Here is a 23319-nt window from a genome sequence, read left to right on the forward strand (position 1 = left end):
GATGAAAGAAAAAAAGAAGAAGTATGCGTTCGGAATACAAAAGAAGATTGTGCTGTTTGTCACTGTTTTAGCTTTAATTACATATACAACAAGTGCTATTTTTATTAATTTTATACAACCGCTTATCTTTGATACTACTACTAAATCTGTACCTTTTGAGATTGCTATGTACGCTTTAGGTATTTTATGGTCTGGTATATTGGCTTACTTTTTTAGTGGATTACTTATTAAGCCTTTATTTAATCTAGAAAAAGTTGCAAATCTTGCTTCAGAAGGAAAAATTGGGGTGGATGTGGAAGTTCCCAAATCCAAAGATGAGATTCAATCCGTTGCAGTAGCATTTCAGGCGATGCTTGTGAATTTAAGAGAAATGGTTCAAGGCATTGAAAAGAATTTTGAGAAGACAAATAATACTGTTCAACAACTATCAGCGCAATCATCTGTGGCATCGGAGCAAGCAGAAGCAATCGCAAGTACGATTGCACAAATTTCACAAGGTGCAGAACAATCAGCGATAGCAGTACAAGAAACAGCAGAATCTGTAGAAGACGTCAGAACGCTTGCTTCAGAAGTAAATAAACGTGCTGAAAAGTCTTCTGTACAATCTCAGGAAATGATTCATGGACTAGCCCAAACTACGCAAGCTATACAATCGCTTGTAAATGGGATCCAGAAGATTGCTTCTGGTAGTGAGGCAGCATTAGGAAATGTGCACCAATTAGAAGAAAACGCAGGAAAAGTCGAAAGTATTATTCAGTTAGTTGGAGATATCGCTGCTCAAACGAACTTGCTTGCATTAAATGCGTCTATTGAAGCTGCACGTGCGGGGGAGCATGGAAAAGGCTTTGCAGTTGTAGCTGAAGAGGTTCGCAAACTAGCGGATGAAAGTGCTAAGGCGGTACAAGGGATATCTGAGCTTATCCTTGCTATCCAAACGGATGTGCAAACTGTCGTTCAACAAATGACAAATCAAGTAAGCTTTGCTGTAGGTGAAGCGAAGCGTGTTTCTGAGACAAACGAGGCAGTAGAAGGTATGTCCAATAAAATACATGAGATGGCCGAATCAGTAGTAGAAATATCTTCATTGGTTGAAAAGCAGTTAACAAATATTGAAAGTACAGCCCAACAATCACAAGAGGTTGCTGCAATAGCAGAAGAAACATCCGCAGGAGCAGAAGAGGTACGAAGTGCTACTGATGAACAAGCACGTTCTATTGAAGAAATCGATCACTTATCAGTTGATTTGAAGAAACAATCTGAAGAACTATATAATGTAATAAGCCTTTTTGATCGTAATACAAAATAATGTATACATTATGTTCGTATAATGAAAAAACCGAATAATAATGTTATAATAATATTTATTGTTCGTTTTTTGGTGAAGAATATATTGAAATAACAAGTATTTTTAAAAAAATGACAGAAATTCGTCAAAAAATACAATTCACTTCGTGTGAATTGTATTTTTTTGTGCAGAATAATGGTATGATGAGTAGGAATATGAACAGAAAAGAGGGAACGATTTGAAAATAGCGATTTCTTCCGATCACGGCGGTAATAATCTCCGTAAAGAAATTATTCAACAATTAGAAGAGCTTGGACTTTCCTATGAGGATTTCGGTCCAACAAACGATGATTCAGTCGATTATCCTGATTATGCAATGCCGGTAGCAGAAGGTGTGGCAAATGGGAAGTTTGATCGTGGTATATTAATTTGTGGTACAGGTATTGGTATGTCGATTGCGGCGAATAAAGTAAAAGGTATTCGATGTGCATTAGTGCATGATGTATTTTCTGCAAAAGCAACAAGATGTCATAACGACTCTAATGTTCTTGCAATGGGTGAACGTGTAATAGGTCCAGGACTTGCTAGAGAAATCGTAGCTACTTGGCTTGCGCAAGACTTTGAAGGTGGACGTCACGAGCGCCGTGTAGAAAAAATTTCGGCATTAGAGAACTAATTTATAAATAGAAGAAGGCGATTATTAGATGGAAGCAAAAAGTTTGTGGAAACAACAAATAGAACAGCTTCTACTCGAGGTTGAGCAGCAAGCGTTCTTAAAAGAGAATGATCTATTTGTTATTGGCTGTTCAACTTCGGAAATTATCGGTGAGAAAATTGGTACTGCTGGTGGCTTAGAGGTAGCAGAGGTTTTATATGAACCTTTGCGTGCTTTTGCTGATCGAAATAAGGTTCATTTAGCATTTCAAGGTTGTGAACATATAAATCGAGCAATAACAATGGAAAGAGAAACCCAGCTTCTCTATCGATTACCAGAAGTTTCGGTTATTCCAGTTGTTCGTGCAGGTGGCTCTATGTCTGCCTATGCGTACACTCAATTTCAAGACCCTGTAGTTGTCGAGCATGTACAAGCACATGCCGGCATTGACATAGGACAAACGCTTATTGGTATGCAATTGAAACCTGTTGCTGTTCCGATTCGCGTGTCCACAAAGCATATTGGGGAAGCGATCGTTACGATTGCGAGAACACGTCCAAAGCTAATTGGCGGAGAACGTGCATTTTACGGATGATATTGGAGGAGGAACTAAGAGTGGAAAAGATTTTAGCACAAGATCCAGCGGTACATGAAGCTATGCTGGCAGAGAAAAAACGTCAACAAGCAAATATTGAGTTAATTGCATCAGAAAACTTTGTATCAGAAGCAGTTATGGAAGCGCAAGGCTCTGTACTGACAAATAAATATGCAGAAGGCTACCCAGGTAAACGCTACTATGGTGGCTGTGAGCATGTGGATGTAGTGGAAAATATCGCTCGTGATCGATTAAAAGAAATTTTTGGAGCTGAGCATGCAAATGTTCAACCACATTCAGGTTCTCAAGCGAATATGGCAGTATATATGACTGCGTTACAACCAGGGGACACAATTTTAGGTATGAATCTTTCCCATGGTGGTCACTTAACGCACGGTTCTCCAGTTAACTTTAGTGGAATTCAATATAACTTCATCGATTATGGTGTGGATAAAGAAACAGAAACGATCGACTATGAAAATGTTCGTGCGATTGCATTAGAACATAAGCCTAAAATGATCGTAGCTGGAGCAAGTGCGTATTCACGTACGATCGACTTTGCTATATTCCGTGAAATTGCTGATGAAGTAGGAGCTTACTTGTTTGTAGATATGGCACATATCGCAGGTTTAGTAGCAGCTGGACTTCATCCGAATCCAGTTCCATATGCACATTTCGTTACATCGACGACACATAAAACATTACGTGGACCACGTGGTGGATTAATCTTAACAACTGAAGAGTTCGCTAAGAAAATTGATAAAACAATTTTCCCTGGAATTCAAGGTGGACCATTAATGCATGTAATTGCTGCAAAAGCTGTAGCATTTGGGGAAGCTCAAAAACCTGAATTTAAAGAGTATCAAGCACAAGTGATTGCAAATGCTAAAACTCTTGCAGATAGCTTAACTGCAGAAGGTATACGCATTGTTTCTGGTGGAACTGATAATCACGTTATGCTATTAGACGTTTCTGTTTTAGATTTAACAGGTAAGGTAGCGGAGCATGTACTTGATGAGGTTGGAATTACAGTAAATAAAAACACGATTCCATTTGATACATCTAGTCCTTTCATTACATCAGGAGTTCGCATTGGTACTCCAGCAGTTACATCACGTGGATTCAAAGAAGAAGAAATGAAAGAAATCGCTTCAATCATTGCAAAACTTCTGAAAAACCATGAAGACGAAGCTGTACTTAAAGAATCTAAAGAACGTGTTTCTACATTAACAGCAAAATTCCCATTATACAATTAATAGTTTAGTATATGAAGGCTACTTTTCTTTGGAAAAGTAGCCTTTTCCGTTGTATACTGTCTAACCTTTCATTTCAACTTGTAAAATGGATGTTCTTATATTTTATTTTTGAATGAATTTAAAAAAAGACTATTGGGCAATATGTGAGGAGTGGGAAAATGAACAAAGGCAATCAATGACAATATATTTACAATCCTATGTTGGCTTAAAATAGACGCAATATTAAGAACGTAGGATTACTAGTATGTAACCATATTCTTTTGTTATAATTAGTAGAATTGCAAATAAAACGAGAAGGAGATACGCCATATGCCAAAAGTATTTGTATTTGATCATCCACTCATTCAACACAAACTTACATATATCCGTGATGTAAACACTGGAACTAAAGAGTTTCGTGAACTTGTAGACGAGGTTGCGACACTCATGGCGTTTGAGATTACACGTGATTTACCATTAGAGGAGACAGAAGTGGAAACTCCTGTACAAAAAACAAAATCAAAAGTACTTGCTGGTAAGAAAATAGGGATTGTTCCTATTCTGCGTGCAGGTATTGGAATGATTGATGGAATCTTGAAACTCATACCAGCTGCGAAGGTTGGACATGTTGGTCTTTATCGAGATCCAGAAACATTGCAACCTGTTGAATATTATGTAAAGCTTCCCGCAGATGTTGCAGAACGTGATTTCATCCTTGTAGATCCGATGCTTGCAACTGGAGGTTCCGCAATTGAAGCAGTTAACTCTTTGAAAAAGCGTGGTGCAACAAGCATTAAATTTATGTGTCTGATTGCTGCTCCAGAGGGTGTAGAAGCATTGAAAAAAGCTCATCCAGATGTAGATATTTATATTGCAGCTTTAGATGAAAAGCTAAATGACCATGGCTATATTGTTCCAGGGTTAGGCGATGCAGGAGACAGACTATTCGGTACGAAGTAATTGGGTAAATAGAATCATTTATCGTTTTTTAAGAAAAAGAAGTAAATTGACTCTATTAAATTTGTCGATAAGATGTCAATTGTGAAGTATATGTGAAGAATTTCACTACTTCTAATTGACATCAAATTGCCCCTATTGTATGCTTACAAAGGATATCAATGATAGGGGTTTCATGCTCGAAACACTTGTCGTATCAACTTTCTACTAGTTTCACAGTTTTTACTTAAATAGGAAAAACGTGAGGACTCTTTTATGCGTCGAAATAGACGTCCGTTACAAGGGATAGCGATGTATTCTGCGATTCTCTCACAGCTTGTAGGTTCTATCTTAATAGGTATATTCACAGGAATGTGGATAGACGATACTTTTAGAACCACTCCAGTATTTTTAGTAATATGTTTACTCGCTGGCCTTACGGTTGGTGTGTTCGCCATTATTACTACCATTCGAAAATATGATTCAGGAGACTGAAGACCCATGCAGGAAATGCAACGTATTTATACGAAGCAGAAAAAGTACATATTTTTTTTGCTCGGAGCATGTGCGCTAGGTTGGGGATTTACCCCATATTCGCCAATTTTTGCGGGCTTAGCACTAGGTTCTTTATTTGGTCTGTATAATTTCTGGATTCTAGTACGTAGAATGGAGAAATTTGATCGAGTGTTGACAAATGGAAAAGGACGAGCAGGTCTCGGCACAACTTTTCGCTTCGCATCAGGCGTTGCAGCTGTTGCAATTGCCCTTGCCCTTCCAGAGTACATACATCTGATCAGCACAGTTATCGGATTAATGATTCCCTATGTTCTACTAATAGTAGAAAGAATTGTGTTTCATGCAAGACATTAACTATGAGATTGTGAAAGAGAGGTGAATGAATCGTGGAACATGCAAATCCAACGTTCAAGTTTTTAGGACTGTATGGAAACTGGTCAAACATTTTAATGCTTGCGGTAACTACACTTATCGTTTTCTTAATTGCTTATATTGCGACAAGAAACTTAAAAATGAAACCGACTGGTATGCAGAACTTCATGGAATGGATTATGGATTTTGTGAAGGGGATTATTAAAAGTAACTTCGACTGGAAAACAGGTGGGCGTTTCCATGTACTTGGGATTACACTAATTATGTTTATTGCAGTAGCAAACGTATTAGGTCTTCCATTTGCCATCACGTATGATGGGGTACTTTGGTGGAAATCTCCAACAGCAGACCCAACCATCACCATGACATTATCCGTTATGATCATCGTTTTAACGCACTACTACGGAATTCAAATGAAAGGTTTTAAACAATATAATGTTGATACTTATTTAAAACCACTTCCATTTTTATTTCCATTAAAAATTATTGAAGAATTCGCAAATACGTTGACACTTGGTCTTCGTCTTTACGGTAATATCTATGCGGGGGAAGTTCTTTTAGGACTGATCGCAGGATTAGCAACTTCTAGTATTTTCGGCTTTGTTGGAGCAATTATTCCAGCAATGGCATGGCAAGGTTTCTCCCTATTTATAGGTGGGATCCAAGCATTCATTTTCGTTATGTTAACAATGGTTTATATGTCACATAAAGTGTCGTCAGACCATTAATATAACTGTTTAGGAAACTAGGCAGAAATAAATAAAAAAAAACAACATTCCAAGGAGGAAATTACACAATGGTAGGTTCAGTTGGTCTTTTAGCAGCAGCTATAGCAATCGGTTTAGGTGCACTTGGTGCAGGTATCGGTAACGGTTTAATCGTTTCAAAAACAGTAGAAGGTATTGCTCGTCAACCAGAAGCACGTGGAGCTTTACAAACAGTTATGTTCATCGGGGTAGCATTAGTTGAGGCGATTCCAATTATCGCAGCAGTTATCGCTTTCATCGTATTAAACAAATAAGAACCACTTACAAAATCTATAATGGCGGGTTTTTATCCGCCATTCTCTTTATGAATTAGAAAACAATAAATACATTTATACATTATAGAAGCAAGATCTCTTATTAGCGTTTGAAAGGAGTGAAACAATCGTGTCTTTTGATTACCTTGTACTTGGTGCTGAAGCAGCCCATAGTGGTTTTAACACTTGGGATATCTTTGCTACATTATTCTTCTTTATTTTACTTCTTGTACTTTTAAAGAAAGTAGCTTGGGGTCCATTAATGGGGATTATGACTCAACGTGAAGAATTAATCGCAAGTGAAATTGAAGCAGCTGAATCTAGCCGCCAAGAATCAGAACGATTACTGGAAGAACAACGTGACTTACTTAAAGAAGCACGCACGGAAGCACTAGCGATTGTAGAAAATGCGAAAAAGCAAGGCGAAGCGTCTCGTGAAGAAATTATCACAACTGCTCGTTCTGAAGCAGCGCGTTTAAAAGAATCTGCTATCCGTGAAATCGATACAGAAAAAGAAAGAGCGATTGCGGCAGTACGACAAGAAGTAGTTTCACTTTCTGTACTTGCAGCGTCCAAAGTTCTTGAAAAAGAAGTTTCGGAAGAAGATAATCGTGCGCTAATCGAGGCAACGATTGCGAAGGCAGGCGAAGTTAATTGAGTAAATCAACTGCAGCACAGCGTTACGCAATCGCATTGTTTGAACTAGCACAACAAAAAAACGAGCTTCAATCAGTAGAAAATGATTTACGTGAACTTAAAGTTGTCTGGAATGGCAATAAAGATTTGAAAACTCTATTCACATCTCCAAAGCTTTCTTTAGACAAGAAAAAAGACTTGATTCGTGAAGTTTTTGCTAATGCAAATCCTATCGTTATCAATACACTTTTAGTGCTAATTGATAAAAAGAGATTAAACGAAGTTTCAGACATTATTTCTGAATTTATGACACTTTCGAACGAAGCACAAGGTATTGCAGAAGCGAAAGTATATACTACACGTGATTTAACAGAAGAAGAACGTGCAAGCGTTTCATCTGTATTTGCAAAAAATGTAGGTAAACAATCTTTACGTATTCAAAACATTGTAGATCCATCTATTATTGGTGGAATTCGTGTTCAAATCGGAAACCGCATTTACGATAGCACTCTAAGTACTAAATTAGATCGCTTAAAACGTAACTTGATCGGTTAATATTATGAATTTTGAGAGGTGACATACATGAGCATCAAAGCTGAAGAAATCAGTGTCTTGATTAAACAGCAGATTGAGAATTATGAATCTGAGATGAAAGTTAGCGACGTTGGTACAGTAATCACAATTGGTGACGGTATCGCGCGTGCTCATGGCCTCGACAACGTCATGGCTGGAGAGCTTTTAGAATTCTCAACTGGTGTTTTAGGTATGGCACAAAACTTGGAAGCGAACAACGTTGGTATCGTTATCCTTGGACCATACACAGACATCAAAGAAGGCGATGAAGTACGTCGAACAGGCCGTATTATGGAAGTTCCTGTTGGTAAAGAATTGATTGGCCGCGTTGTCAATCCACTTGGCCAACCAGTTGACGGACAAGGTCCTATTGCAACTACAAAAACTCGTCCAATCGAAAGTCCTGCACAAGGGGTTATGGCACGTAAATCTGTACATGAGCCACTTCAAACAGGTATAAAAGCGATTGACGCTCTTGTACCAATCGGACGTGGACAACGTGAGTTAATCATCGGTGACCGTCAAACAGGTAAAACATCTGTTGCGATTGATACAATCCTTAACCAAGCAGACCAAGATATGATTTGTATCTATGTTGCTATCGGTCAAAAAGAATCGACTGTACGTAACGTAGTAGAAACACTTCGTAAAAAAGGTGCTTTAGATTACACAATCGTTGTAACTGCATCTGCATCTGCACCAGCTCCATTATTATACCTAGCACCTTATGCTGGTGTAACTATGGCAGAAGAATTCATGTTCGAAGGTAAGCACGTACTGATCGTTTATGATGATCTATCTAAACAAGCTGCTGCATACCGCGAACTTTCATTACTTCTTAAACGTCCTCCAGGTCGTGAAGCATATCCAGGGGATGTATTCTACTTACACAGCCGTCTACTTGAGCGTGCTGCGAAGTTAAATGAAACTTTAGGTGCAGGTTCAATCACTGCATTACCATTCGTTGAAACACAAGCGGGAGATATCTCTGCTTACATTCCAACAAACGTAATCTCGATTACAGATGGTCAAATTTTCTTACAATCTGATTTATTCTTCTCTGGTGTACGTCCAGCGATCAACGCTGGTTTATCCGTATCCCGTGTAGGTGGATCAGCTCAAATTAAAGCAATGAAGAGTGTTGCGGGTACACTACGTCTTGACTTAGCTGCTTACCGTGAGCTTGAAGCATTTGCTCAATTCGGTTCAGATCTTGACGCTGCAACTCAAGCGAAACTTAACCGTGGTGTTCGTACAGTAGAAGTATTAAAACAAGACTTGAACTCTCCTATTAAAGTAGAAAAACAAGTTATGATTTTATATGCTCTAACACGTGGCCATTTAGATGATATCCCAGTTAAAGATATCAGTCGCTTTGAAGCAGAGTTATATAGCTGGTTAGATACAAACCACACAAACGTTTTAGATCATATTCGCACGACTAAAGCTCTTCCTTCAGATGAAGATATGAACAATGCTATTTCTGCATTCAAAAAAACTTTCGCAATATCTGAATAATATCTTTGTCGATGTGAAAAAAACAATAAGGTGGTGAAATACCAGTGGCATCATTACGCGACATTAAAAGCAAAATTACGTCAACTAAGAAAACAAGTCAAATTACAAAAGCTATGCAAATGGTTTCTGCTTCTAAGTTGAACCGTGCGGAGGAGAATGCAAAAGCATATGTTCCTTACATGGGTAAAATTCAAGAGGTAGTCGGTGCAATTGCTTCAGGTACAAGTGATAGTGGACATCCAATGTTAACTACCCGTCCTGTTAAAAAGACTGCATATCTTGTCATCACTTCTGATCGTGGTTTAGCTGGAGCTTACAACAGTAACGTTATTCGAGCTGTTGCCAATGCAATAGCACAACGTCACGCTTCAAAAGATGAGTATGTAATTCTGGCAATTGGTCGTATGGGACGTGACTTCTTCGTAAAACGTGGTTCTAATGTAATCGGGGAAGTTATAGGTTTACCTGACCAACCAGCTTTTTCTGATATTAAAGAAATTGCGCGCAGAGCTGTTGGTATGTTCACGGATGGTACATATGATGAACTTTATATGTACTATAACCACTTTGTCAGTGCCATCTCCAGTGAAGTAACGGAGAAAAAGGTACTGCCACTTACGGATATTGCAGTAGAAAAAGGCACAACTGCTTCTTATGAATTTGAACCTTCAAGTGAGGCGATTCTAGAAGTGTTACTTCCTCAATATGCGGAAAGCCTAATTTTCGGTGCATTACTCGACGGTAAAGCAAGTGAACATGCTTCGCGTATGTCTGCGATGAAATCCGCGACAGATAACGCAACTGATTTGATTAGTAACTTAACATTAGTATATAACCGAGCACGTCAAGCTGCGATAACGCAAGAGATTACGGAAATTGTCGGCGGTGCATCGGCTCTAGAATAGGTAAAGAAAGAAAGTAAGACAGGAGGGAACAGTAGTGAACAAAGGACAAGTACTACAAGTAATGGGTCCAGTTGTTGACGTAAAGTTTGACAACGGCCACTTACCAGCTATCTATAATGCATTGACTGTAGCTATTGAACGTCCAAACGAAGCTCCTACTACGTTAACGTTAGAAGTAGCTTTACACTTAGGGGATGATTCTGTTCGCACAATCGCAATGTCATCTACTGACGGACTTAAACGTGGTGCAGAGGTAATAGATGCTGGTGCAGCAATTTCTGTTCCGGTTGGTAATGTAACTTTAGGACGCGTATTTAACGTTCTTGGTGATGTAATTGACTTAGGAGAAGAAATTCCGACTGAAGAGCGTCGTGATCCAATTCACCGTCAAGCACCAACATTTGAAAATCTTTCAACAGAAGTTGAAATTCTTGAAACAGGTATCAAAGTAGTAGACCTTTTAGCTCCATATATCAAAGGTGGTAAAATCGGTCTATTCGGTGGTGCCGGAGTAGGGAAAACAGTTCTTATTCAAGAACTTATCAACAACATTGCTCAAGAACATGGTGGTATTTCGGTATTCGCTGGTGTTGGAGAGCGTACACGTGAAGGAAATGACTTATTCCACGAGATGAGCGATTCTGGCGTTATTAAGAAAACAGCAATGGTATTCGGTCAAATGAATGAGCCACCTGGTGCACGTATGCGTGTAGCTTTAACTGGTCTTACAATGGCTGAATATTTCCGTGATGAGCAAGGTGCAGACGTACTTTTATTCATCGACAATATCTTCCGTTTCACTCAAGCGGGTTCTGAGGTTTCGGCTCTTTTAGGTCGTATGCCATCAGCAGCTGGTTACCAACCAACGCTTGCTACTGAAATGGGTCAATTACAAGAGCGTATCACGTCTACAAATACTGGTTCTGTTACATCTATCCAAGCGATTTATGTACCTGCCGATGACTATACGGATCCAGCTCCAGCAACAACTTTCGCTCACTTAGATGCGACAACAAACTTAGAACGTAAATTATCTGAGATGGGTATTTACCCAGCGGTTGATCCGTTAGCTTCTTCTTCTCGTGCGCTTTCACCTGAAATCGTAGGACAAGAGCATTATGATGTAGCACGTCAAGTGCAATATACATTACAACGCTACAGAGAGCTTCAAGATATTATCGCGATCTTAGGTATGGATGAATTAGGGGACGAAGACAAGTTGGTAGTAAACCGCGCACGTCGTATTCAGTTCTACCTATCTCAAAACTTCCATGTTGCAGAACAATTTACAGGTCAAAAAGGTTCTTATGTTCCAGTTAAAGAAACTGTTGAAGGATTCAAACAAATTCTTGAAGGAAAATATGACCATTTACCAGAAGATGCTTTCCGTCTAGTGGGACGCATTGAAGAAGTTGTAGAAAAAGCGAAAAGCATGGGCGTAGAAGTATAATAATTCGGACCAGGAGGAAAAAATATGAAGACACTTATAGTCAATATTGTCACTCCCGACGGCCCGGTATACGATTCTGAAGTAGACATGATTATCGCTAAAACAGCATCTGGTGAAATCGGTATTTTACCTGGCCATATTCCAATGGTTGCGCCACTTGTAATCGGTGCAGTTAAATTGAAAAAAGATGGAAAATCAGAGTATGTAGCAGTAAACGGTGGATTTGTTGAAGTTCGACCTGAAAAGGTAACGATTTTAGCTCAATCTGCTGAAGTTGCTTCAGATATCGATGTAACTCGTGCAAAAGAAGCGGTGAAACGTGCAGAAGAACGTCTTCAACATAAGCAAGATTCAACTGATTTCAATCGTGCTGAACTTGCTTTGAAACGTGCGATGAATCGTATCAACGTTTATGAGGGTAACATTTAAACCTTATTATTTCTGTGATAAATAAGGACTGCCTCCGGTGAATGTCACGGATTTTATTTATCGTGCAGGCAATTTTGATTTTAACTGATTTAACAAGCGGGCAGAACTAGTTCTGTCCGTTTTTTTCTTATAGGGCTACTTTGCTACTAATCTAGTTTAAATGTAGGAGGACGGAAATGTTTTTATTAAATGGCCAACAGGCAATCATTGCTATCTTAGCAAATATATTTTTTATCGGTATATCATTTTATGCACTTCAAGCAATTATGATTGAAAAGGTAATTAAAAAAAATAAAGTTTTCCAGGCACAGCTGTTATTTATTTTAATAAGTATAATGATCGGTTCAACTGTTGCTAATTTTTTCTTAAATCTAACGAATTGGTCAAATCAATTGCCATTTCTATTTAATTAATGGAAAAAGATTCTTTATGCTCATGCAAATAATGGAGTAGTTTGTATGAGCATGTAGAATCTCCTCTTATTTCCTGGGAAATATTTTGTCGATTAGGTTTTATGTGAAACACACTGGGGTAATTTAAGATTATCTACACGAAAAGACTGGGTATAACGTATACTATAGCAATGAAAATGAACTAAATTAGCAGTAGAAAATAGTGTTTTTGATGCTTGTATATACTCGAAATTCGTTGTATGATGTATATTGTTTTGTAATTCCTAATAATGACATCATACATATTTTCGATTATATATGAGCAAATGAGGATAAGAACGCGGAGGGAAAGAAGTGGATAAAATCGTTGTTAAGGGCGGTCAAACTTTAAAAGGAAATGTAAGAGTGGAAGGCGCGAAAAATGCTGTTCTACCAGTTCTTGCTGCTGCTTTACTTGCCACCAAAGGACAAAATGTAATCAAAGATGTACCTACACTAGCAGACGTTTTGACAATTAATGAAGTGTTAAAAAGTTTAAATACACAAGTTATATACAATCCAGAACTAAATCAAGTAATAATTGATTCTCAAGAGAGACTTTCAAGTGAAGCACAATTTGAGTATGTGCGTAAAATGCGTGCATCTATACTTGTAATGGGTCCAATTTTAGCGCGCAATGGTTTTGCACGCGTTGCTCTTCCAGGTGGTTGTGCAATAGGCTCACGCCCTATTGATCAGCATTTAAAAGGCTTTGAGGCGATGGGCGCTGAAATTTCGTTCGGACATGGCTTTGTAGAAGCAAAAACAAATGGACGCTTACAAGGTGCAAAAATCTATTTAGACGTACCGAGCGTAGGAGCAACAGAAAATATTATGACTGCTGCAGCGCTTGCTGAAGGCATCACGATTATCGAAAATGCTGCTAAAGAGCCGGAAATTGTCGATTTAGCTAACTTCATCAACGAAATGGGTGGAAGTGTCAAAGGTGCCGGTACAGATACAATACGTATTGAAGGTGTATCTGAATTACACGGAACAGAGCACCATATCATCCCAGATCGTATTGAAGCAGGAACATTCATGGTTGCAGCTGCAATTACAAAAGGCGATGTGCTAATCGAAAATGCTGTACCTGAGCATATGACAGCACTAATTTCTAAATTGCAAGAAATGGGCGTTGAAGTAACTGAAGAAAATCAAGGCTTACGTATACGTTCTTCAGAACCATTAAAATCAGTTGATATTAAAACAATGCCACATCCTGGTTTCCCTACAGATATGCAATCACAAATGATGGCATTGATGATGACTGCTCATGGAACAGGAATCATTACAGAAACTGTATTTGAAAACCGTTTTATGCATGTGGAAGAATTCCGACGGATGAATGGCAACATGAAAATCGAAGGACGTTCCGTAATTATGGAATCACCATCTAATTTACAAGGTGCAGAAGTCGCAGCAACGGACTTACGCGCAGCAGCAGCACTTATTATCGCTGGTCTTGTAGCTGAAGGTATTACACGTGTAACTGAACTTTATCACTTAGACCGTGGCTACGTTGATTTCGACAAAAAACTTGCAGCACTTGGTGCGGATATTGAAAGAATCGGTACCGAAAGCCCAGAGAAAGCAATTCAACTTGTATAATATATGTAAAGCACTGTGCATTCATACATGCATGGTGCTTTTTTTGTCGAAGGATATTTTTGGTCTTGTTTACTTAGGATATGGTTGCTAATATAGTGGAATTGGTCTCGACTTTGAGTTATTTTGTCTCGAAGTGCTAAAAAATGGATTTTCATTTAGGGGATCTAATGCTATATTTAGTATTTCTGGATTGACCAGTTTTTATTAGCATCGTGTTTTTTAATATTCTTGTAGCTTGATGTTTGTTATCGAGTTTTAAAAATTGCTGGCATTCTTTGTTAGACATCGTATTTTTGTAAATCAAAAAATAGTCTTTCAAGGCTTTTTCATGTGCATTTCTTTGATAGTTTTTGCATTTAGGGCAAAACCAATTGTGCTGCACTTTTTTCATTCCAATTAAGTTGCAATTACTGCACTCGACCCCATGAATGATTGAATCAGGATTAATGGAGAAGTATTTAATTAATGGAAATGGCCGAAATTCCTTATGTGCATTCAAAATATAGTTTTTAATAAGATCTAGTTCATTATTTGAGAGGAATGGCCTTTCAATATTCATTTCTCTTAAATAAGGTTTGATTTGTTTTCGTGTTAATATGGTTGTTTTTGATGGAGAGGCTTGGATATGGCTTGTTGAGAATGCAAATACAATTGCTCCGAAGACTGGCAGGGGAATATTATTTTTTTGGAAAACAAGGTTCAGTTGATATTCATATTCCTCTAATTGTAATGAGGGACAATCAAATACATTGATTTTTCCATTTTCAAGCCGCCGAACAAGCTGTGAAGGATTTGTTGTGAATGTTAATTCTCCCTTTAGGTTTTTTACTTCAAGAATCAACGCGTAATAGGGTGAAATAATAAGAATGTCTAATTGAATTAGAGATTCGGAAAGTAGTGAAATATTGTGGAATGCATAGAACCTGTAAGGCAACTTTACTTGTTCAAGGAAACGCATCACTGCTTCTTCTCCAATGTCTCCAGCAGTTTTCTGTAGTATTTCTTCTTGAATATTTAAGTACTTTGGATGATTTTTTTTCAATCTCTTTTTTAGTGATTGTAATGCTACCATGTATGGTGTTGTGGAATATTTTTTTGCTATCAAATTATCACCTCAAATTAAGATTATCATATTTTCTATAGAGTGCATAATTCCCATTTTAGTATGTGTTTTTGGTCAGTTTTAGCATTTTTTGACTCCAAAATTCAATTTTGGGATAATATATCGTTCCAAAATCAAATTCTTGTTTAGCATGAAATAAAAAATTATTTTCTATCTCATTAAGCTAGCTCTTTACTCAGAGAAATGGTCTCGGATATCGCCAAATTGGTCTCGTTCTGTTTGGAGATAGTCTCGAGTTTATGTAAAATAGTCTCGTTCAACGCACAATTAATCTCGAAGTGCCACATTACGTTATTTAATGTTAAATAATTCCTTCATAAGTTTCCCTATTAAAACTACTTGTTCATTTTCCCTCTCTGTCTAGCATATAGTACCTCTATGAAACAAAACATACTCTTATTATTCATTGTCATATGCCTCCTGTTACTACCGTTCTTATTAATCAAAGAAAAGCATGACTCAAAATCACCACCTGCATTGGAACTAGATTTTGAAATTGAATGTCCAATACTAATCGAAGTGAAAGGGGAACAACAGAAGATTCCTCTCGAAACGTACGTTTTAGGAGTTGTAGCTGCGGAAATGCCTATTTCCTTTCATGAAGAGGCTTTAAAAGCACAATCTATCGCTGCTCGGACGTATGTGTTACGCGAGACGAATTATGGGGAAACACCTATTGAAAAAACGGTGCAAAAACAAGTGTATGTAAGCGAAGAAGAACGAAAGAAAAAATGGGGATCTTCCTTTGAGGAATATGAGGAAAAACTCCGTAACGTCGTCGCTTCTACCGAAGGAGAAATCATTGTTTATAAGGATCAGCTGATCACGGCTATGTTCTTTTCGACTAGTAATGGACAAACAGAGAGTGCGGAAAATTATAGTGGGTATGCGATTCCGTACTTAGTTTCTGTACCAAGTGAAGAGGAAGAGCTGTTTGCGCCAAATGTAAATAAGCAATTCGAGTATACAAAGAAGGAATGGGCAAATGCTTTTGGATTAAAATGGTCTGAAAGTATAGCGAAAACATTTCAAGTGACGAAGACAGATTCTAATCGCGTAGAGTCGGTACAAATAAACGGTAAAACGTGGACAGGCCGTGAAGTTCGTACATTACTCGGACTCCCCTCTACGGATTTTAAAGTTACATTCAAGAATGATAAGGTGATAGTAGATACGGTCGGATATGGGCATGGAGTAGGAATGAGCCAGTACGGTGCAGAGGTGCTGGCACACGATTCTGTAGGTGCACATGACATTCTTCTTCACTATTATAAAGGAACAGAAATAAAAAGTTTTTCAACGTGTTTAAAATCTCCTTCAAATGCAAATAATAGCAATTGAGGTGATGAAAATGAGAGAAGAACAATCAAACAAGCCTTCTCAGAAGAATAAAAATCCGAAGAAACCGTGGTTTTGGCCACTAATTTATGCGGGGTTTTCGGTAGCATTCGTAGGAATGATTTGGGGGTATAACGTGTTTGTTGACACGGATACAGCAGGAGAGTCCAAATGGACCGATGCTAGTAAGGATCCTGATAAAGTAACTATCGAAACGAATGCACAAGCAGAATCTATGAAATATCCTTTCAAAGAAACTTTGTTGGATAGCATGGAAGTCGTACAGCACTATTATGACATGGAAGCAGATGAAGCGACACGTGAAAAATCATTACTCGTGTTCAATCAAACCTATGTAGCGAATACGGGTGTATCCCTGTCGATGAATGGAGAACCATTCGAAGTAGTTGCAGCAATGAGTGGAAAAGTAGAAGCAGTCAATGTAGATCCTTTTGTAGGAGATGAAATCGTCTTATCTCATGCAAATGGTATGCAAACAAAATATCGCTCTGTCACTGGCATTCTAGTAAAAGTAGGAGATGTTGTGGAGCAAGGACAAGCACTTGCAACTTCATCTGAAAATGAATGGAACCCTACTGCAGGTGTTCACTTGCAATTTGAGGTTTATAACGAAGAGGGTATCCTAGTCAATCCGGAATCATTACTAGCGTTTTAAACATTATTTATTTAAATTTTAGCGTGAATATGCTGAAATATGGAATTCCGGTGACGCCTGAGTTCCAAGCATCCAGTGGACTTAAAGCCTCCAATGGATGTACAGATTTCGTTTGGACTACATTGAATAAATTCGATGTAGTCTTTTCTGCGTTTTGCAGAAGTAACACCTTAAGTCGAATTTGAAATTCATAAAAACCGATACGAATGCATAAAGTGATGAAAAGTGTTCCTTTACTAACGAAAGGAAGAGTTAGTGCACGAAACGATACGTCATAGATGCATACGTTTAGGGGAAATGGTAATTGAAACAAAGAAAACTGTCCGTGCCATCGCGAGCACGACCGGTCACTCTAAAAGCACTGTTCATAAGGATTTGACGGAGAGGCTCCATTTAGTGGATCCGCAATTGGCGAAAGAAGTCAAAGAAATACTTGCGTATCATAAATCGGTCAGGCATTTACGCGGTGGAGAGGCAACGAAACGAAAATGGAAAACAAAAAAGGAAGATGGGAAAGGTCGTGATTTGTAATAAATCACGGCTTTTTTCTTTTAAAATAGTTGCCTTTTGCTACTCTTTTTTATGAGCAATGTTCTCGAATGGAGGATAATTGGTCTCTGTTTAAACGAAATTGGTCTTGTTTTCTCATTCTGTAAAATTCTTTTTTTTGCCCTTCTGAATGGAATGGTTAAATAGAAAATAATACCGTTACTCAAATGATATAGAACTAGTTATAAAGTTCTAGTATATTACTCCATTTACTGAAAAAAAAAACAAAAAGAAGGAAAATAGTAAGGGTTTATTTGTCAATAAAAAAAGTGTTTTTATGACAAAACTATGATAAAATTATAAGTTAGAGACGTATGGAATTATACATATAAAATGGTTTAGATAGGGAAGGAGAAACATTGTTAATGTTTGCGAAGGATATAGGAATCGACTTAGGAACAGCGAACGTATTAATTCATGTAAAGGGTAAAGGGATTGTTTTAAATGAACCATCCGTAGTTGCTATAGATAAAAGCTCAAACAAAGTGCTTGCAGTTGGAGAAGAAGCACGTCAAATGGTGGGCAGAACACCAGGGAATATTGTTGCTATTCGCCCACTAAAAGATGGAGTAATTGCTGATTTTGACGTGACAGAAGCAATGCTTAAGCATTTTATTAACAAATTAAACGTAAAAGGATTTCTATCTAAGCCTCGCATTTTAATTTGTTGTCCTACTAACATTACAAGTGTAGAACAAAAAGCAATTCGAGAAGCAGCAGAAAAATCGGGCGGTAAAAAAGTATACTTGGAAGAGGAACCTAAAGTTGCAGCAATTGGAGCAGGAATGGATATTTTCCAACCAAGCGGTAATATGGTTGTCGATATCGGTGGAGGTACTACAGATGTTGCAGTACTTTCAATGGGAGACATCGTTACTTCTGAATCTATTAAAATTGCCGGAGATGTTTTTGACAACGACATCCTTCAATATATAAAAAAAGAGTACAAGCTTTTAATAGGGGAACGTACAGCGGAAAACATAAAAATTACGATAGGTACTGTATTTCCAAATAGTCGTAATGAAGAGATGGATATTCGTGGACGTGATATGGTAACTGGTCTTCCAAGAACCATTACCATTCGTTCAGAAGAAATTGAAAAAGCATTACGCGAATCAGTTTCTGTTATTGTACAAGCAGCGAAAAATGTTTTAGAAAAGACACCGCCTGAATTATCGGCCGATATAATTGACCGTGGCGTAATCATTACTGGTGGGGGAGCACTTTTACATGGAATGGATCATCTTCTTGTAGAAGAATTGAAAGTGCCAGTATTTATAGCAGAGAGCCCTATGGATTGTGTAGCGATAGGCACGGGAATCATGTTAGATAATATTGATAGAATCTCAAGAAGATAACTGGCTGGTTCTGCAGCTGGACAAAGAGGAGGCATTCTAATGTTTCGTGGATTTCATACAGTTGCATCTGGAATGATTGCGCAACAGCGTAGAACGGAATTACTGACAAATAATATGGCAAACGCAAATACGCCTGGATATAAAGCGGATCAATCAGCGATTAGATCATTTCCTGAAATGTTTTTATCCAAATTAGGTCCTTCCAATATTCCAACGGATGCTCCTATCAACGGAAAGTATGCTACAGGTGTTGGAGCAGTAGGTACTGGTGTTTATATGCAAGAAACAATCGCTTTGATGCAGCAAGGTCAGCTGCAAGAAACGGGCTTGAATACGGATATTTCTTTGATTGATGGTTTACTACCAGAAGATGCAGAAACGGGTCAATCAGGTGCCATTTTTTATCGCTTACAGCATCCAGTGGAAGGAGAAGCATACACTCGCAATGGGAGCCTCACATTAGATGCAGAAGGATTTTTAACAAATCCTCAAGGTCTGTATGTTCTTGATTCAAATGGGCAACGTATTCAGCTTCAAAATGACGATTTTCGTGTTGCTGGTGATGGGCAGATTTATGTAGATGATGCCGCAATCGGGCAAATAGGTGTTTCTTTTTCCACCCAACCAGAAACGTTGATCAAACAAGACAATGGTTTATTTAAAACTGCGGATGGCACAGACTTGCCTTCAGCTTACGATACGGAAAACGTTAGTTTTTCGATGCAACAAGGATATATTGAACGTTCCAACGTAGATACTGCTAAAACAATGACGGAAATGTTAACAGCATACCGAGCTTTTGAAGCAAATCAAAAAGTACTTCAAGCATACGACCAAAGCATGCAAAAAGCAGTCAATGAAGTAGGACGGGTAAATTAGAAATACTTAAGGCAGCAGAAGCCGGAAGCTAGACAGTAACAATATAGAAAAATTTATTCTTCTTTCTAAATTTAAGAGGAGGCACCCATAGATGTTACGTACAATGGTTACAGCTACGAATACAATGTCACAGCTTCAAAGTCAAATGGACATTATTGGAAACAACCTTGCGAACTCCAATACGCATGGCTATAAAGCGAAAGATGTAAAATTTCAAGAGCTATTATACCAACAATTTAACAATGACAAGTTGGACAAAGTAGATCGTCAATCACCAGTAGGAATCCGTTATGGTGTTGGAGCATCACTTGCGCAGGCATCCATGAACTGGAAGCAAGGAAGTCTCCAATCTACGGGACGTGATTTAGATTTTGCTTTTCAGGAACCAAAGCAATATTTTAATGTTTTAATGCCAGATGGAGAAAATGGCCAACAGACGGCTTATACTCGTCAAGGTGCATTTTATGTTTCGCCAATGGAAAATGGTAACTTAATGCTCGTTACAGGAGATGGTTATCCTGTGGCTGATGCAGCTGGACAAGCAATTACTATTCCAGATAACGTTTCAAGTTTTTCTGTAAACGAGTCTGGTGTACTAACAGCAAATTATCCAGATGGTTCTACTGTCCAAAGAGAATTAGCTGTTTCTGTTTTACAAAAACCACAGTTAATGGAACAGCTTTCTGAGACGTACATTGCATTGCCGAACAATTTGGCAGAGTTAGGGGTCAATGCACAAGATGTGATAATTGACCTTCAAGGTGCTGAACGTGGTGAAATAGCTTTAACGAATCAAGTATTGGAAATGTCTAATGTAGATATGTCAAAAGAAATGACTGAGTTAATGACTGCTCAGCGTTCTTACCAATTCAGTGCAAGATCAATATCGATAGCAGACCAAATGTTGGGTCTAATAAATGGGATAAGATAATCTTTTCCGTAAGGAGTTGGGCTCATGACAGAAGAAGTTAAAATTTCTGGCAGACAACAACGAAAAATAGAAAAAGCGCAAGAAGCTAAAACTGAAACGAAAAAAATCAATTGGGTCCAAATTCGCATGTTCCCCATATGGCTGCGTATACTAATAGTTATCGCACTCCTTGTAGGAGCAGCTGCAGCTGGTTTAATGGTTGGATACGGGGTCCTTGGAGAAGGATCTGCGAAAGATGCACTCAAATGGGAAACGTATCAGCATATTTTAGATATAAAAGACGGTAAATAGGGACATATCGGAGGGAAAAACATGTTAACAACAGAGCAAGTTCAAGCGATTTTACCTCATCGTTATCCATTTTTAATGATTGATCGAATTCTTGAAGTAGAAGAAGGTAAACGAGCAGTAGGACTTAAAAATGTCACGATAAATGAAGAATTTTTTAATGGGCATTTCCCAGGATACCCAGTGATGCCGGGAGTATTAATCGTAGAGGCGTTAGCGCAAGTTGGAGCAGTAGCAGTTCTTCAAATTCCTGAAAATAAAGGAAGACTCGCTTTTTTCACTGGTATTGATAATTGCAGATTTAAACGCCAAGTTAAACCAGGTGATCAATTAAAGCTGGAAGTAGAACTAGTTAAACTTCGTGGAGCTATGGGCAAAGGGCATGGAATCGCAACAGTAGACGGTGAACTTGTTTGTGAGGCTGATATCCTCTTCGCATTAGGACCAGTAGTAGACAATCAATAATAGTATTCCGCTCTAGAAGAGTGTTATACTTTATTTATTTTTTAATCAAAAAAACAGGCAGGAATGCCATAGGATAGTTCCTTCCTTTCTGGACAATCTATTGTAAATCACCATAGTGTGATGAACATTAACCAGAAAAGGAGGAATTTTTTTATGTGGAAAAAAGCTGTTCCTGCTTTAACGTTGAGTGCCTTTTTATTGGTTGGGTGTAATAATAATGATAATGCAGCACCGAATAATAATGAAACACCAATGGAAGAAGTTGGGGAGGATGTTAACGACCTCGTACCTGATATGAACGACCTTACACCTGAAAATGATAACAATGGTAATGGAATGAATGGAATAGGCGGCACTAATACGAATGAAAGTGGATATAATGGTGGTGCTGGAGACAACGGTCTCGATGATGTAGTTCCAAATGAAAACAAAGGAATCAATGAAGACTTAGTTCCAGATGCAAACAACGATACTGGTCAAACGATGCAACAAGAAATAAAAGAAATAACGAAGTAATCGCAATCTGATAATAAATGAAAAAACAGGCATTTATGCCATGGGATAGTTCCCTCCTTTCCTGGACAATCTATCGTAAATCACCTTAGTGTGATGAACATAAACCAGAAAGGAGGAATTTTTTTATGTGGAAAAAAGCTGTTCCTGGTATAGCATTAAGCGCTTTTTTATTGGTTGGATGTAATAACAACGATAATGCAGCTCCGAATAATAACGAAACACCAATGGAAGAAGTTCAAGAGGATTTGAATGACCTCACACCTGATATGAATAATAACAATGGCAATGGAATGAACGGCACAGATGGAACAAATACGAATGACAATAATAATGGCCAAAACAATCCAGCTGGCTTTGATGGTGGCGCAGGTACAGGTACTAACAATGGTGTCAATGACGAGACTGTTCCAAACGCAAACAACAATAATCGTCAATCGACGAAACAAGAAATAAAAGAAATAACGGAGTAAAAAACAGGCATTTTTGCCATGGGATAGTTCCTTCCTTTCATGGATAACCTATTGTAAGTCACCATAGTGTGATGAACATAATCCAGAAAGGAGGAATTTTTTTATGTGGAAAAAAGCCGTTCCTGCTGTAGCATTGAGTGCATTTTTATTGGTTGGATGTAATAACAACAACAATGGTGTTCCAGATGATAATGAAACTCCAATGCAAGATGTTCAAGAGGGTGTAGATGAGATCACACCTGACATGGATAATAACAATAATAATGGTACAAACGGAAATGGTATGGGTGGATCAAATACTAATAACAATAACGGTTTAGACCTCGATGATGGCGTTGATCACGGTGACGATGGCGAAATCGGCGAAAACGACAACAACGGAAACAATGGCCTTAACGGTAATAATGGCAACAACGGAAACAATGGCCTAAACGGTAATAATGGAAACAACGGTAACAACGGTAACAACATGGATGGAATAATAAACGACAAGGATCAATGATTAGATATAAAAATATCTAATTAATTTGCATAACAGCCCAAGGGATAGTTCCTCCC

General features: G+C 38.2%; 29 protein-coding genes. 28 read left to right on the top strand and 1 reads right to left on the bottom strand.

The window, feature by feature from the left end:
• Position 1 precedes the first annotated feature (1 nt).
• The 17 genes from P2Q73_RS16880 to murA all read left to right on the top strand — a co-directional run bounded on the left by P2Q73_RS16880 (position 2) and on the right by murA (position 14168).
• Positions 2 to 1306 carry a methyl-accepting chemotaxis protein gene (locus tag P2Q73_RS16880; protein WP_053590528.1) on the top strand — a complete coding sequence of 435 codons (1305 nt, stop codon included), beginning with the start codon at positions 2 to 4 and terminating at the stop codon, positions 1304 to 1306.
• 217 nt (positions 1307 to 1523) lie between these two features.
• The gene (gene rpiB, locus P2Q73_RS16885; RefSeq protein WP_053590527.1) at positions 1524 to 1961 is read left to right on the top strand and encodes a ribose 5-phosphate isomerase B; all 438 of its coding nucleotides are present in this window, start codon (positions 1524 to 1526) and stop codon (positions 1959 to 1961) included.
• Between the two features lie 28 nt (positions 1962 to 1989).
• Complete coding sequence (locus P2Q73_RS16890; RefSeq protein ID WP_056828050.1) at positions 1990 to 2535, top strand: TIGR01440 family protein; 546 nt, start codon at positions 1990 to 1992, stop codon at positions 2533 to 2535.
• Between the two features lie 20 nt (positions 2536 to 2555).
• A complete protein-coding gene (locus tag P2Q73_RS16895) occupies positions 2556 to 3791 on the top strand; it encodes a serine hydroxymethyltransferase (RefSeq protein WP_275789274.1) in 1236 nt (411 codons plus the stop codon).
• A gap of 309 nt (positions 3792 to 4100) precedes the next feature.
• Entirely contained in the window at positions 4101 to 4730 is a 630-nt protein-coding gene (gene upp, locus P2Q73_RS16900; RefSeq protein WP_053590524.1) for a uracil phosphoribosyltransferase, read from the top strand.
• A gap of 252 nt (positions 4731 to 4982) precedes the next feature.
• Positions 4983 to 5201: an AtpZ/AtpI family protein gene (locus P2Q73_RS16905; protein ID WP_053590523.1), complete on the top strand. Its 219-nt coding sequence runs from the start codon at positions 4983 to 4985 to the stop codon at positions 5199 to 5201.
• Between the two features lie 6 nt (positions 5202 to 5207).
• Positions 5208 to 5576 carry an ATP synthase subunit I gene (locus P2Q73_RS16910; protein ID WP_053590522.1) on the top strand — a complete coding sequence of 123 codons (369 nt, stop codon included), beginning with the start codon at positions 5208 to 5210 and terminating at the stop codon, positions 5574 to 5576.
• A gap of 32 nt (positions 5577 to 5608) precedes the next feature.
• Complete coding sequence (gene atpB, locus P2Q73_RS16915; RefSeq protein WP_053590521.1) at positions 5609 to 6322, top strand: F0F1 ATP synthase subunit A; 714 nt, start codon at positions 5609 to 5611, stop codon at positions 6320 to 6322.
• A gap of 68 nt (positions 6323 to 6390) precedes the next feature.
• The gene (atpE, locus tag P2Q73_RS16920) at positions 6391 to 6615 is read left to right on the top strand and encodes a F0F1 ATP synthase subunit C (protein ID WP_053590520.1); all 225 of its coding nucleotides are present in this window, start codon (positions 6391 to 6393) and stop codon (positions 6613 to 6615) included.
• A gap of 130 nt (positions 6616 to 6745) precedes the next feature.
• Positions 6746 to 7273 (top strand): F0F1 ATP synthase subunit B, encoded by a 528-nt coding sequence (atpF, locus tag P2Q73_RS16925; RefSeq protein ID WP_275789284.1) that lies wholly within the window; start codon positions 6746 to 6748, stop codon positions 7271 to 7273.
• Positions 7270 to 7806, top strand: a complete 537-nt coding sequence (locus P2Q73_RS16930) for a F0F1 ATP synthase subunit delta (RefSeq protein WP_056828046.1) — start codon at positions 7270 to 7272, stop codon at positions 7804 to 7806. Before atpF ends, P2Q73_RS16930 begins: the two co-directional genes overlap by 4 nt.
• 27 nt (positions 7807 to 7833) lie before the next feature.
• The gene (gene atpA, locus P2Q73_RS16935) at positions 7834 to 9342 is read left to right on the top strand and encodes a F0F1 ATP synthase subunit alpha (RefSeq protein WP_053590517.1); all 1509 of its coding nucleotides are present in this window, start codon (positions 7834 to 7836) and stop codon (positions 9340 to 9342) included.
• A gap of 44 nt (positions 9343 to 9386) precedes the next feature.
• Positions 9387 to 10247, top strand: a complete 861-nt coding sequence (locus P2Q73_RS16940) for a F0F1 ATP synthase subunit gamma (RefSeq protein WP_053590516.1) — start codon at positions 9387 to 9389, stop codon at positions 10245 to 10247.
• 34 nt (positions 10248 to 10281) lie between these two features.
• Entirely contained in the window at positions 10282 to 11697 is a 1416-nt protein-coding gene (atpD, locus tag P2Q73_RS16945) for a F0F1 ATP synthase subunit beta (RefSeq protein WP_053590515.1), read from the top strand.
• A 24-nt stretch (positions 11698 to 11721) separates the two neighbouring features.
• A complete protein-coding gene (locus P2Q73_RS16950; RefSeq protein WP_053590514.1) occupies positions 11722 to 12126 on the top strand; it encodes a F0F1 ATP synthase subunit epsilon in 405 nt (134 codons plus the stop codon).
• Positions 12127 to 12302: 176 nt separating this feature from the next.
• A complete protein-coding gene (locus P2Q73_RS16955) occupies positions 12303 to 12539 on the top strand; it encodes a DUF1146 family protein (protein WP_275789289.1) in 237 nt (78 codons plus the stop codon).
• Positions 12540 to 12872: 333 nt separating this feature from the next.
• Entirely contained in the window at positions 12873 to 14168 is a 1296-nt protein-coding gene (murA, locus tag P2Q73_RS16960; RefSeq protein ID WP_275789291.1) for a UDP-N-acetylglucosamine 1-carboxyvinyltransferase, read from the top strand.
• Positions 14169 to 14319: 151 nt separating this feature from the next.
• On the opposite strand, the gene P2Q73_RS16965 is transcribed toward murA, so the two are convergent.
• Positions 14320 to 15273 (bottom strand): nuclease-related domain-containing protein, encoded by a 954-nt coding sequence (locus tag P2Q73_RS16965; RefSeq protein ID WP_275789293.1) that lies wholly within the window; start codon positions 15271 to 15273, stop codon positions 14320 to 14322.
• Between the two features lie 396 nt (positions 15274 to 15669).
• Between P2Q73_RS16965 and spoIID the strand changes: the two genes are divergently transcribed.
• The 11 genes from spoIID to P2Q73_RS17020 all read left to right on the top strand — a co-directional run bounded on the left by spoIID (position 15670) and on the right by P2Q73_RS17020 (position 23263).
• On the top strand, positions 15670 to 16632 hold the full coding sequence (spoIID, locus tag P2Q73_RS16970) for a stage II sporulation protein D (RefSeq protein WP_275789295.1): 963 nt from the start codon (positions 15670 to 15672) through the stop codon (positions 16630 to 16632).
• A 10-nt stretch (positions 16633 to 16642) separates the two neighbouring features.
• Positions 16643 to 17305: a M23 family metallopeptidase gene (locus P2Q73_RS16975; RefSeq protein ID WP_053590509.1), complete on the top strand. Its 663-nt coding sequence runs from the start codon at positions 16643 to 16645 to the stop codon at positions 17303 to 17305.
• Between the two features lie 255 nt (positions 17306 to 17560).
• Entirely contained in the window at positions 17561 to 17836 is a 276-nt protein-coding gene (locus P2Q73_RS16980; RefSeq protein WP_053590508.1) for a sporulation transcriptional regulator SpoIIID, read from the top strand.
• A gap of 383 nt (positions 17837 to 18219) precedes the next feature.
• Positions 18220 to 19212: a rod shape-determining protein gene (gene mreB, locus P2Q73_RS16985; protein ID WP_053590507.1), complete on the top strand. Its 993-nt coding sequence runs from the start codon at positions 18220 to 18222 to the stop codon at positions 19210 to 19212.
• Positions 19213 to 19251: 39 nt separating this feature from the next.
• Positions 19252 to 20091 (top strand): flagellar hook-basal body protein, encoded by an 840-nt coding sequence (locus P2Q73_RS16990; protein ID WP_275789299.1) that lies wholly within the window; start codon positions 19252 to 19254, stop codon positions 20089 to 20091.
• A gap of 91 nt (positions 20092 to 20182) precedes the next feature.
• A complete protein-coding gene (locus P2Q73_RS16995; protein ID WP_056828035.1) occupies positions 20183 to 21022 on the top strand; it encodes a flagellar hook-basal body protein in 840 nt (279 codons plus the stop codon).
• 24 nt (positions 21023 to 21046) lie between these two features.
• A complete protein-coding gene (locus tag P2Q73_RS17000) occupies positions 21047 to 21313 on the top strand; it encodes a DNA-directed RNA polymerase subunit beta (RefSeq protein ID WP_053590504.1) in 267 nt (88 codons plus the stop codon).
• A 21-nt stretch (positions 21314 to 21334) separates the two neighbouring features.
• Complete coding sequence (gene fabZ / locus P2Q73_RS17005) at positions 21335 to 21775, top strand: 3-hydroxyacyl-ACP dehydratase FabZ (RefSeq protein WP_053590503.1); 441 nt, start codon at positions 21335 to 21337, stop codon at positions 21773 to 21775.
• 153 nt (positions 21776 to 21928) lie between these two features.
• Complete coding sequence (locus tag P2Q73_RS17010) at positions 21929 to 22291, top strand: hypothetical protein (protein WP_275789303.1); 363 nt, start codon at positions 21929 to 21931, stop codon at positions 22289 to 22291.
• Positions 22292 to 22416: 125 nt separating this feature from the next.
• Positions 22417 to 22761, top strand: a complete 345-nt coding sequence (locus tag P2Q73_RS17015) for a hypothetical protein (RefSeq protein WP_275789304.1) — start codon at positions 22417 to 22419, stop codon at positions 22759 to 22761.
• 103 nt (positions 22762 to 22864) lie between these two features.
• Positions 22865 to 23263 (top strand): hypothetical protein, encoded by a 399-nt coding sequence (locus P2Q73_RS17020; RefSeq protein WP_275789306.1) that lies wholly within the window; start codon positions 22865 to 22867, stop codon positions 23261 to 23263.
• Positions 23264 to 23319 lie beyond the last annotated feature (56 nt).

The sequence above is a fragment of the Bacillus sp. Cr_A10 genome (assembly GCF_029222665.1).
In the GTDB taxonomy this organism is placed as follows: domain Bacteria; phylum Bacillota; class Bacilli; order Bacillales_A; family Planococcaceae; genus Psychrobacillus.